The organism is Neoalteromonas facilis (assembly GCF_002807665.1).
Taxonomy (GTDB): Bacteria; Pseudomonadota; Gammaproteobacteria; order Enterobacterales; family Alteromonadaceae; genus Alteromonas_E; species Alteromonas_E facilis.
Genome location: NZ_PEAY01000008.1, coordinates 76,210 through 87,711, shown reverse-complemented (window position 1 = coordinate 87,711; position 11,502 = coordinate 76,210). Strand labels below are relative to the sequence as shown.

Here is an 11,502-nt window from a genome sequence, read left to right as displayed (position 1 = left end):
ACAATTGTGTGGCTTTTTTTGTTATACCCTTCACGGCTCTAAAAAGAACGCGCCTCCAGCTCTTATTTCGATAGATTCTTGCGGCAATTCAGCATTGAATCGTTCGTATCTTCCGCCAAGGCATTTGGCAAAGAACTTTTCCACGATAGCCTGATAGGCAAGCTCTGCATCAGGATCGGCGGAGCCATGTCCAGATTGTTTTGATACAGCGAAGGTGACATCTTGCTTATTTTTCAACATCGCATCGACTATCTGTTGCGGCTCTGAAATATCGACCCGGCTGTCGTGTTCGCCATGAAAAATAAGCAAAGGCTTCGTGATGTTGTCGGCATAAAACAGTGGAGAGTGCGATTTTAGTAATGCTCGGCCTGCCTCCGTCGTTGCGTCCCCTACACGGATCAAGTATTCCCGCTTAAATGCTGCCCAATACTCAGGCAAAGCGTTGTACAACGAAATCAGGTTGGGGCTAGCAGAAGTCGATACACCACAGGCGAGTAAGTCTGGTGTATCAGTCAATAGACGCAAAGACACGTAACCGCCAAAGGAGGCTCCCATAGAGCCTATTTTATCTTTTTGTGCGTAACCCATTTCGATGGCCCAGTTCACGGCATCCACGATATCATTCTGGATCACGCCTCCCCATTCTCGATTACCTTGATTCAGCCAGTCTTTTCCAAGGCCTGTAGAGGCTCTGAAATTTGGAGAAATTACTGAATAGCCGCGATTCGCCAGCCATTGCTGCCAGGTATCAAACCCTGGACGAGATTGGTCCCATGGCCCACCGTGCGCCATGATGATCATGGGAGTCGGAGTATCAGGGTAGCCGTCTTGATCCTTATCACTGCCATGAGCGGCAACAAAAGTGCCTGTTTGAGTCTTGCCGTCGCGGGTCTTCATGGTGAAAGCCACTTTTTCGGAGAAGGAATATTTAGCCAATTGGGGGTAGGCATTGACTAAGCGACGCGTTTCAGCCGTTTGGTGGTTTAGTAGTGCATAGTAAGAAGCGGCTTTACCGGATATGTAAATCGTTGAGTAGTTGCCCGTTATGCTGGTCGATACAATGTCAACTCGGCCTTTAAAATCATGGCTTAACTTTTCCGCTAGTGCGGCTTTATTGTTCTCTATAGCGACCCATTCGCGCGAAGTGTAATCGATGGCATAAAGCAGCGGAGTTTGGGTTGTTGGATCAAAAATGACCTCTTTTATGTCAGCTTTATCTGAACGTGCAATCGTTTCATATTCACCTGTTTTATAGCTCACTTTTAGCAGGGCTGCGGTGTCTCTGTTGGCTGCACTTAACACATAGAAAAACTGCTCATCTTGGGAAAATTGTAAGAAGCGAAATGAGCGATTGTCTTCGAATGGCACATGAAAAAGCGGCTGTGCTTTATCCGTTGGATGTAACAGCCCTTTAGGCCTCTCAAGGGTGAAGTCATCTGTTTCGGGATCTCGCTTATTCGCTAAAGTGAGTTTGCCCGAGTTAGACACATAGAAATCCGCATATTGAGAATCGTTTTGATAGATTAGTTTTTCTTGGCCTGTGCTTACATTCACCCGATAAACATCATTGTATTCAGGCACTCGCTTATTATGAGCAACAATGATTTCCCCAACATTGTCGTAGTCGAAACCGACTAGCTGAGCGCGCTGTCCTTCGCCTGGGGACAATGGAGTCAATGCGTTTGTTTTAATGTTCAAACTGTATAAGCGCCAGCGCTCATCCCCTGAGTTGTCAGCGAAAATCAAAAGATAATCGGGGTGAAGTGACCATTTGAAGTAGCGAAAACGAAATTTATCTCCCAACATCAGCGGCTTAGCATTCTTGGTTTTGTCATGGTCTTGTATACCTATCAACCAAATAGATGGCTTGTTTTGATAGGGGGCTTCATAGGCATAAAAGCTTGCATTCGCGTTAATTTGGGCATCCCAAGCATTGTCATTGCTATAGAATTCAACTCTGGGAATGAGCGTTTGTTCGGCGAAAATCGGTGCCGTGACTAAACAGCACAATGCGTTAAAAAAGAGTACAACATAGGTTAATCGGTTCGGATACATTACTTAGTCCTTTATTTGTTCTATGAGTGCGCAAGTCATGGATGAGATGTCTGAGATCAATTGTTTACGGTTAATGTTTTTTATCTGGGCAACAGACGAAGGCGTAATGACGATATGATCTTTACTCAATGAAACGAGATAGCGTATACAGGTCTGTATTCGTTCGTGCTGTTGGGGAAGCGGGAAATCTTGTTGAGCGATGAATAGTGATAATTGTGAAATATGATTCGATATTTCTTGTGTGACTTTATTACTTGGCTTTTTACCCGAAATTAGCCAGTGATTCACAAGGAAGTTTCTTAATATACCGGCTTCACTTAAGTGAAGATCGACAAACCCCTGCGCCACTATTTTCACGCGATCTTTTAGTGGAATATCGGCTGTATTATTCAGTTTAGTAAGCTGATTGAGCCTCACATCGCGCCGCTGTCGATAGCGTTCATAAATTTCTTCTAATAACTCATCTCTTGAGGCAAATCTGCCATAGAACCCTCCAACTGATACTTTACACAAGCAGAGCACTTTAGGAATTGTCAGTTCTTCAAAGGGGCTCTCTAACAGTAACTTTTCTGCAGCACATAGTATTTTCTCTTTCGTCTTCTGGCTTCTTAGCTGCTGTGTTTTCATTGCTACTCTCAGTATAAATAAATTGAAATCAGAAATAGAATTCGGATTCTATTATTAATTGAATAGAATCGGTGTCAACAAATACTCACTAAGTAAATGTTTCAAATTGTTTTTTATTCTTTGTTAAAAAGAGTGTGAAGTTTGTAATGAATTCCGTGTAATACAGTTGGCATTACCTTTCGGCTAATTTAAACAAGGAGTTAAATCTACTAACTCCTTGCTGGCGTTAGTTAACCTTGATTCGAAAACCAGGCCTCAAATAACGGCGCTACTGCGGGGCTGTAGAAGAGTACTTCTGGCTTATCTTTCCTGAGGGCGGAATGGCTGGATGTGAATGCTGTAAAATCAGCCTTTTGATGGCTGGGTCGTCCGTATTCAGCAATGAATTTTTTTTCGAAGCTGGCCTCTTCAGACTTATCGGTTAATATCCAGACCAACACCAGAAGTCCATCGCGAAATACAAACTCCGCAAGACGAGATTTACCTTCAAATTGAAAACCGTGACAGTCTAATTGAACTTGTGAAATCTTTGTATCCGGAATTTCAGCAGGTTCAATTTTCCTTGATTCAAGACGGGTGCACTGTTGGCTTAATTGATCATTCAGTAACTCATATTCGGCAGGGAAGTGAATGATGTCCGGTTTTACGCTTGCATAGCACAACGCTGGGTAGGAAAGCATAATCGTGAGCGCGGCAGCCTGAATCGACATTTTTTTCATCATTGGATAGTCTCTTTGTTGTGAATTTGAGCGCTAATGTTAAGACCGGATGAACGTTCATTCGTCCGGGATCGTGAATACGAACGTGTTTTTTCGATATTTTTAACGAAGAAGGCTGATTGCTAAGACAGAAAATGAAAAGCTCAATATCCTTTTTCTTAGCTTTAAGGCCGGGCTTGATTCACCGGTTATGCGGCCGGTACACCCTCGGGTGTGCTTTCACAGGGCACAAAAAAACCGACTTGCGTCGGTTGTTTTATGGTTTGGTACCAGAGGCCGGGCTTGATTTACCGGTTATGCGGCCGGTACGCCCTCACGGGCGGCGGATTTTGAAAAGTTTGCGTCTATTTTAGTTTGAATAAATCAACAAGTTATAAGTGCGAAAAGAGACTTTGCAAATTCTTTGCACATCTAAAATTCCATTTCCGCTTTACTGCTCTGCATGTTGATGACCAACAGCCTCATGTGCCAACGTATTTGTCCTTAATTTTAGAATCCAATAAATCATTGTGCCGAGTACAATAACGACCGGTGCCAGTAAATATCCAATATTCTGCAATGCCTCAGGGAGATGTCGTGTCTGACCTAGGAAAAAAGCGGCAGTGGACATTAATAATGGGAAAAACATACGCCATAAATGTCTGACTAATCGACTCTTTCCATTCAGTCCACCACGCTTCAAATAGCGAGCATCACCAATGCAACAAAAGAGCATGACGCTGCCGAAAACCAGATAAGCTTGAATACCAAATCCGCCCAACTGCCCTCCTTCTACCTTACTTGCCTGATAGGCAAACCAAGCAAACCCCGACGTTATCAGAAGAACAAAAGCGAATAGTATTTTATCCCAAACATTGGTGTTTCTTGGAGGTTGCCACATGAGATTTAGGGCGGACAACACGAAGTAACAAAGTACCAATCCATTCAGAATTGATAGAGGTACTTCTCTCGAAACTGCGATGAATGTACCGGTCAAACCAAGTGCAAGCATTGCGATCACATAGCTCCTGCCTAGGTATTTGTGAGCGGTTCCTCCTTTCTTAATTACAATCACTGAATACCCAGCTAAAAGAGCTACGGCCCCCGAAAATATATGAAATATGAGTAGCGAGGAAAACATAAATTGAGACCTCTCGTCCTAGCTAAATTGTTCGGTATTGTTTGTGCTACTTACTTGAATACTTCGGAATCCGAAAAGGATTAAGTAAATAGGAACAATAAGCTGAGTAAGAGCAAGGGGAGCCTGAATAATATTGGGAATCGATAATGCAAAGAAAGTGTGGCTTACCGCAATAAGCTGCAACACTACTGTCATCAAAGCAAAGCCGGCCAGAAGAGATGGAAGCATTTTGGCTCTCAGCATCAAGCCATAGAAAAAAATCAAACTGAAGCTAGAAATAAATATGGAAATGAAGTGCGCTTCATTTCGCCCCGTGGCAAGCATTTCTTTTAAGGGCGTTAACATCGAATCATTTGATGCGTTATTGATAAAATCGGTAGATGTTAAGAAGGTTACATATTCTGCGAGCCTAGCGTACTCAACGGCACAAAGTGTAATCCCAGCGGTAGCAAAAACAATGATAGTGACAAATATCTCAGTATGTTCAATCACCCTCTCTTTTGGCAGCAACAGAGCGAAAATCAAATTAAGTGAGCTTATAAGTAAAGCTACTAACGTCGCACAACCCAAAATGAAAGCTAGTTCTTCAGAAGTAGCTGAACCGTCAAAACGCAATATTGGTTTAAGAAAATAAAAGTTCAAAATCAGGCCCATGGCCATTTGAATCAGCATTAGGCTGGCTAATATTCTTGCTGCGCGATTATCTGAAAAGTAGTTTGTAGTTGACATAGAAAGCTCCATTCAATTAATTTCAAATCGATCATACTTTCTTCTCCTACCCTGCTGGGTAACATAGTGTAACAATCAGCCGTAATGGTTTGTTTTTACTTTTTTGATGATGGAGTATTACATCTAGCAAATGTATTAAGCGTTTTGTATGACTAAGATTGAATCGACACCAATAAACTAGACACTTCTCAGTCGTTCTTGATGTCGCTTTTCATACTCTACTGGCGAAAGCAGATCATTGGAACCATGTTTTCGTTTGTTGTTACAAAACATCTCTATGTAATCGAAAATATCACTTCTGGCATCGTCTCTGGTTGAATAGATTTTTCGTTTAACTCGTTCGCGTTTCAGTAATTGGAAGAAGCTCTCCGCAACCGCATTGTCATGGCAGTTGCCTCTCCGGCTCATGCTACCTTCAAGTCCATTAACCTTTAGGAAGTGCTGCCAATCATGGCTTGTGTATTGACTGCCTTGATCTGAGTGAACTGTCACTACTTTCTTCGGGTTTCGTCGCCATACAGCCATTAGTATTGCGTCTAATACAATCTCCTTCGTGATCCTCGATTGCATCGACCAGCCAATAACTTTACGTGAGAACAAGTCAACAACCACAGCTAAATAAAGCCAACCTTCATGAGTTCGGATATGAGTAATATCTGTCACCCACGATTGATCTGGCGATTCAGGATTGAATTGGCGCTGCAATCGATTTGGCACAACAATATGGTTCTCACCAGAGCGATGACGTGGTTTTCTATATCCAACTTGCGCTTTTAATCCTTCATCTCGCATCAGTCGATAGACGCGATTAACACCACATTTTTCGCCAATATCACGTAAATCAGAGTGAACCTTGCGATAGCCATACACACCACCTGACTCCAGCCAGAATTGTTTGATCAAACCAGTAAGCGGTTGATTGGCTTTAGCTCGCTTCGAGTGAGGCTGTTTGTTCCATGCGTAATATCCGCTCGGATGAACATCGAACATTCTACAGAGCCAACGAACAGGCCAATTGTCCGAGTTTTCTTTGATAAAGGCATACCTCAGTCGGACTCCTTTGCGAAGTATGCCGCGGCTTTTTTCAACAGGTCACGCTCTTCTGTCGTCCGCTTCAACTCCTTTTGTAGCCGTCTGATTTCCGCCTGTGCGTCACTTAATTCGTTATGTTGTTTAGAATCAGGGCCGTATTTTTTGACCCAGGCATAAAGGCTATGCGTTGTGACATCTAAACGTTTGGCAACGTCAGATATTGAATGGCCGCGATCAACTACTTGTTTAACCGCTTCGATTTTGAATTCTTCTGGATAGCGTTTTCCGCTCATAAAACACCTTTGTATTTTTAGTTAGTTTATCTAACTAAGAGGTGTCTAGGAAATTAGTGTCGATTCATTTTGATACAGAAGGCTTACTAGGTACTAAATAGTCTGGTGAAAAAAAAGCTGAATTATCAATAGATGATGTCTTGTCGAGTGACTTACTTGCCGATGATGACGATATTTTTCAATTTAAAGCATGTGACCGTCGGAACAAAAAGCCAGACTGCAAGTGCTGACATGGCAACTCGCAAAAAATGCATGGACTTTGACTCATTCAAGCCTTTGTTCGTGAAAATTCAAAAGGAACTTGACGACGGTACATTGGAAACAACGGGTATCAAAGGTATGGCAGAGATACAAAAAGGTCAGGCATTTATCTTATCTGGCCTAACCGCTTATGTGCTGAAATGGGCGAAAAACATGAGCGTCGTATAGGGCATCATAATGCGCGTATGCGAGTAGTTTATTCAAATGGAATGGAAAGTAACTTGCTCCTTCGGTCATTCGGTGCCGCGCTTTACAAAGACAAATCAGCCAGAGCCATAGTCCCAAAAGATTCAGGACCGCTTTTTGTTGAAGAGGACTCTCCACTTTACTAAACAGGTATCGTTTACGTGCTGCGCTCAAAATCAGAAGAGCCTTCGATAGCCAATCTCGTGATTATCTGCACAAAATTGGCGTGACGACCTCAGATGTTAAGAAAAGAGTCGCTAACGCTGCAAAGGACGCGACCTACCTCCTTGCAGACGTGGAGGTCGTTGCCGAGTTCACACTTTACAATATGAACCTTCAGGCCACCGAGAAGTTTCTTCACGCATTTTCCAAAGAAGCTCAAGCAGACATTCAGATCCCTGACCGTTTTGGCATATGGTAAGGCCTAAAGAGTGGTTCTTTTTACCATTAAGTGTGATTTAGGAAGTCGTTAATATTCTGCAAAACGAGATAGACGCATGCAGGCACTACCATTCCGCCGAATGCCGCAGACACCGATAGAATGGCAAGCTTTGGTGTGTGCAATTCTCCCAATACCATCTCACGCTTAAGTTCTAGCGCAATCAAAAAGAAAAATAATGTCATAACGCCATCATTTATCCAGGCATGCAAAGTATGCTCAATGGAAACCGAGCCGAGTTGAATACCAATCTGAACTTGCCAAAGCGCTATATACTGTGCACTCAATGAGGAGTTTGCGAGATAGAGCGCCAACAGTGCAAAAAGCAGCACCAATCCTGCCAACGCTTCCATTTTAAAAAAGCGTGCAGGTGGATGCGTCAACCAGTCAATGGGTGACTTTGGCAACTGCTCCGGATTTCCGCGTTGGTCAGCGAGTAATGTTCGGACTAGTTTTTTCACTTTCATGCACGAAACTCCCATCAATCATTGATAGTGGCCTTACGCGATTGTTGATAGTGTAAGTTACATTATTAAGCTTGGGGGGCGCTTCTGTGCGTTGGCACACTTATTAGCGCAAAATAGTAATCTAAGCTGTTATACGGCAGTCGCTCCTGCACGCCCGTTCGGTAAGTTTTAAAGCATACATACAGTGGAATGATTCGCGCAGTAACGCGAACAGTAGGATAAACGTTTAGACAATGTCTGGGTGCGAGTGCCGTAACAGTGTGCTTACCTGTTACTTTTGGCAAATTGCAGACAAGCTATATTTTCCGTTGAACAAAGCGGTATCTGCTATACTCAAAGTATACCCTTCGTCTTGCGGCGCTGTATAAAGGCATTATGGGGATATTATCCACACCAATCGAGCCTATGGCCGTTGTCTGGCCAATATCATCGCAACAACTCAGTTTTTAAGCGCTATCGCCACGAGGCCGCCGGTGCGCGGTCAATTAGGAGGTTACTATGCTAGTGATTTTTTCCTGCCCTGCTCACGCAAACATCACAATGTTTGGTGATGTGGCTGTGCAGTTACTCAAGTTCATGGGACACAGCGGTAAAGTGCCTGGCGCTATACGTGCCGATGATGTGCCGGCAGCATTAACAAGTCTGCAAGCAGCGCTTAACGCTGAAAGCCAGTTTGAGGAGAAAGACGCTGTGCACGACGAAGAAAGTGACGAGCCAGGAGTAAGTCTGACACGTAGGGCTTTGCCGTTGATTGAATTGCTTAATGCGGCAATCGGTGAGCAGTGTTACGTGATGTGGGACAGTGTTAGCTAGGCGTGCGCTAATGAATGGCAGGACAGGGTGATGGAATACAAAGATTACTATGAAATCATGGGAGTTGCGCGTGACGCTACTCAGCAAGAGATCAAACTGGCTTATCGCAAGCTTGGCAGGAAGTATCATCCTGACGTGAGTAAGGAGACCGATGCTGAATCACAATTCAAGCTTATCGGGGAGGCGTACGAAGTGTTAAAGGATCCCGAGAAACGCGCCGCCTACGATCAACTGGGCAGAAAATGGAAAAGCGGCCAGGACTTTCGTCGGCCTCCTGACTGGGACAGTGGCTTTGAATTTCGAGGCGGCGGCTATACGGCTGGCGATGCTGGAGCATACAGTGACTTTTTTGAGGAGTTATTTGGCCGCGAATTCGGACAAGCCAGCCACACGGGAAAACGTCGAACCTCAAGAATGCGAGGTGAAGATCATCATGCCAAGGTATTTATAAACCTTAAAGACAGTGTCAATGGTGCGATACGCTCGGTGTCACTGCGGATGCCGACACTGACGGATGACGGGCATGTCATCAGCCGCGAGCGGACACTGAATATTCGTATTCCTAAAGGTATTCGTGCGGGTCAGCAAATCCGGCTTGCCGGGCAGGGTGAGCCTTGTCAGGAGGGCGGGAAGTCTGGCGATCTGTATTTGGAAATAGCGTTTCATGAGCATCCGGTGTACCGCATTGATGGCGGTGATATTTACCTGGATTTGCCCGTTGCGCCATGGGAGGCGGCACTGGGTGCGACAGTACCAGTGCCGGTGCCATCGGGAAATATTGAACTCACGATCCCGGCTAATTCCAAGCAGGGAAAAAAACTACGCCTAAAGGGGCGGGGACTACCAGGGAAACAACCGGGCGACTTTTACGTCGTTGTGCAAATTGTCTTACCGCCTGCTGACAGTGATGAGGCCAAGGCGTTGTATGAGAAAATGAAAGAGCTGCTCGGATTTGATCCGCGCGCTACAATGGGGATAGTCTAAGCCTATGGAAAAGAATCCGCTTTTAACGCCATCGGTTGAAGTGATCGATGAGCAGGCTACCTTTACGCTGGCCGAGTTATGCCGGTGTTGCGCAGTTGAGGCTGAACACATTGAGCTGCTGGTGGAACAGGGGATTTTAGAGCCCACCGGCCAGCAGGGCCGGCACTGGTCTTTTACCGCAGCCAGCGTTAAACGCACGCGAATCACGCTGAATTTACAGCGCGATTTGGGGGTTAACCTGGAAGGCGCTGCTTTGGCGCTTGAACTGCTAGAGCGTATTGATCAGCTAGAAGCACGATTGCGGGTACAGTCCGGTTAATGTTCAGCTAGAAAAATGCCTGTGGCATTCACTCGTGATAGTCCTGCAAGAAAGCCCGTCGGGTTAGCAATATCATGTTTTGTCATTAACCGAAGAGACCAGAGCTTTTGGCCAGTACTTATTCAGCGTATTGTGGGTAAACTCTAACTCTTGTTGCTGCAACCCACACAGCTTATATTTATAGATTAATCTGTTTAGGTTGGGTATGCGGCAATTCGTACAAACATTCCTATCACTAACGACTGTTTTAGGCCAGTAACGATTAATCACTGGTTCAAGCGCATCGTTGTTAACAGTTAAGCGCTTATCGAGCAGAGTCCAGATATTGATTATGTTCATATTTGGCTACCTCGAATAACGAAAAGCCATTGTGGGTGATTAGATAGTTGCCAGACTAACCTAACTATGAAGTAACATATGTTCGATTGCAGACATAAGCATCGTCAAAACGAGCATTTTGCTTTCTAAATACGAATTTAATGATAACTGCGCCCGCTTATGTCAGTCGTTTAAGACAAGCAGCAACTAACTAATCTTTTCTCCTCTGTTTGCCAGCGCACAGAGCATTCCTAAATATTCTGTTAATTTTGCCTCCAACGCTGAGCAAGTATCATTAATTAGAAATACATGAACTTAGACAAAAAACATAGTCGTTACGGCTCGTTATTAATGGCGATGCATTGGATTATGTTGATTATGCTCGTAGGAGTCTTTGCCTGCATCGAATTACGGGAAGTTTTTCCGCGGGGAAGTGAACCGCGTGCAGCATTAAAAACATGGCATTTTATGCTAGGACTATCGGTTTTTTGCCTATTGTGGTTAAGACTGTTGGCGCGTGTTACTACTCCGACCCAGCCAATCATCCCGTCACTACCGCTATGGCAAAGAGTAACGGCCAATAGCGTCGAGTTTACCCTGTATCTATTCATGTTCGTTATGCCAGTACTAGGATGGTCTGTATTGAGTGCCGAAGGCTCAACGATACCCTTCTGGGGGTTTGAGTTCTTCGCATTGCTCAATACCGATAAAGAACTGGCGAAACAGCTTGAAGAGATCCATGGATTAATTGGTACTGCTGGTTACTATCTTATTGGCTTACACGCAATGGCTGCATTGTTTCACCACTACATCCGACAAGACAATGTGCTGTTACGCATGTTGCCGAGGCGGCACTAAATTAAGCCTTAACGTGTAGAGGATTCATTCCCTTTGCAAATTATGAGTAATTTTAAAGAGGTGTTTATCATGAATATTGATCGCTGGATTTTTCGATTTGCAGGACTTGTCGTGTTAATTAGTTTGTTGCTGTCGCAATTACATAGTGTTTACTGGTTGTGGCTAACTGCCTTTGTCGGACTTAACCTATTGCAGTCGTCATTTACAGGATTTTGCCCATTAGCCATTGTTTTGAAGAAAATGGGCGGGCAGTCAAAACCAGCCTTTGATTAATATGACTTA

General features: G+C 44.2%; 14 protein-coding genes. 7 read left to right on the top strand and 7 right to left on the bottom strand.

What is annotated here, in order from left to right; genetic code table 11:
* Positions 1-30 precede the first annotated feature (30 nt).
* From CSH93_RS17040 to CSH93_RS17015, 6 genes are all read right to left on the bottom strand, one after another.
* On the bottom strand, positions 31-2,055 hold the full coding sequence (locus CSH93_RS17040; protein ID WP_100644569.1) for an alpha/beta hydrolase family protein: 2,025 nt from the start codon (positions 2,053-2,055) through the stop codon (positions 31-33).
* Between the two features lie 3 nt (positions 2,056-2,058).
* Positions 2,059-2,682 (bottom strand): TetR/AcrR family transcriptional regulator, encoded by a 624-nt coding sequence (locus CSH93_RS17035; RefSeq protein ID WP_100644568.1) that lies wholly within the window; start codon positions 2,680-2,682, stop codon positions 2,059-2,061.
* Positions 2,683-2,912: 230 nt separating this feature from the next.
* Positions 2,913-3,404, bottom strand: coding sequence for a hypothetical protein (locus CSH93_RS17030; protein WP_100644567.1), 492 nt, complete (start codon positions 3,402-3,404; stop codon positions 2,913-2,915).
* Positions 3,405-3,831: 427 nt separating this feature from the next.
* Complete coding sequence (locus tag CSH93_RS17025) at positions 3,832-4,401, bottom strand: hypothetical protein (RefSeq protein ID WP_164078402.1); 570 nt, start codon at positions 4,399-4,401, stop codon at positions 3,832-3,834.
* A 138-nt stretch (positions 4,402-4,539) separates the two neighbouring features.
* Complete coding sequence (locus CSH93_RS17020; RefSeq protein WP_124749001.1) at positions 4,540-5,250, bottom strand: hypothetical protein; 711 nt, start codon at positions 5,248-5,250, stop codon at positions 4,540-4,542.
* A gap of 177 nt (positions 5,251-5,427) precedes the next feature.
* Positions 5,428-6,575, bottom strand: a protein-coding gene (locus CSH93_RS17015; RefSeq protein ID WP_100644564.1) for an IS3 family transposase whose coding sequence is annotated in 2 segments (ribosomal slippage) — positions 5,428-6,329 and positions 6,329-6,575 — 1,149 coding nt in all. Because the reading frame shifts where the segments join, the coding sequence is not laid out codon by codon here.
* Positions 6,576-6,806: 231 nt separating this feature from the next.
* Between CSH93_RS17015 and CSH93_RS17010 the strand changes: the two genes are divergently transcribed.
* Complete coding sequence (locus CSH93_RS17010) at positions 6,807-7,004, top strand: hypothetical protein (RefSeq protein WP_124749000.1); 198 nt, start codon at positions 6,807-6,809, stop codon at positions 7,002-7,004.
* Between the two features lie 244 nt (positions 7,005-7,248).
* On the top strand, positions 7,249-7,443 hold the full coding sequence (locus CSH93_RS17005; RefSeq protein ID WP_164078401.1) for a GIY-YIG nuclease family protein: 195 nt from the start codon (positions 7,249-7,251) through the stop codon (positions 7,441-7,443).
* 26 nt (positions 7,444-7,469) lie between these two features.
* On the opposite strand, the gene CSH93_RS17000 is transcribed toward CSH93_RS17005, so the two are convergent.
* Positions 7,470-7,928, bottom strand: a complete 459-nt coding sequence (locus CSH93_RS17000) for a Na+/H+ antiporter NhaA (RefSeq protein WP_164078400.1) — start codon at positions 7,926-7,928, stop codon at positions 7,470-7,472.
* Between the two features lie 498 nt (positions 7,929-8,426).
* Here CSH93_RS17000 and CSH93_RS16995 point away from each other — a divergent pair, with 498 nt between their 5' ends.
* From CSH93_RS16995 to CSH93_RS16970, 5 genes are all read left to right on the top strand, one after another.
* On the top strand, positions 8,427-8,741 hold the full coding sequence (locus tag CSH93_RS16995) for a DUF1840 domain-containing protein (protein ID WP_100644560.1): 315 nt from the start codon (positions 8,427-8,429) through the stop codon (positions 8,739-8,741).
* Between the two features lie 30 nt (positions 8,742-8,771).
* The gene (locus tag CSH93_RS16990) at positions 8,772-9,725 is read left to right on the top strand and encodes a DnaJ C-terminal domain-containing protein (RefSeq protein ID WP_100644559.1); all 954 of its coding nucleotides are present in this window, start codon (positions 8,772-8,774) and stop codon (positions 9,723-9,725) included.
* Between the two features lie 4 nt (positions 9,726-9,729).
* Positions 9,730-10,044, top strand: coding sequence for a chaperone modulator CbpM (locus CSH93_RS16985; RefSeq protein ID WP_100644558.1), 315 nt, complete (start codon positions 9,730-9,732; stop codon positions 10,042-10,044).
* Positions 10,045-10,671: 627 nt separating this feature from the next.
* The gene (locus tag CSH93_RS16975) at positions 10,672-11,220 is read left to right on the top strand and encodes a cytochrome b (protein WP_100644556.1); all 549 of its coding nucleotides are present in this window, start codon (positions 10,672-10,674) and stop codon (positions 11,218-11,220) included.
* Positions 11,221-11,289: 69 nt separating this feature from the next.
* On the top strand, positions 11,290-11,493 hold the full coding sequence (locus tag CSH93_RS16970) for a YgaP family membrane protein (protein WP_100644593.1): 204 nt from the start codon (positions 11,290-11,292) through the stop codon (positions 11,491-11,493).
* The last annotated feature ends 9 nt before the right edge of the window (positions 11,494-11,502 follow it).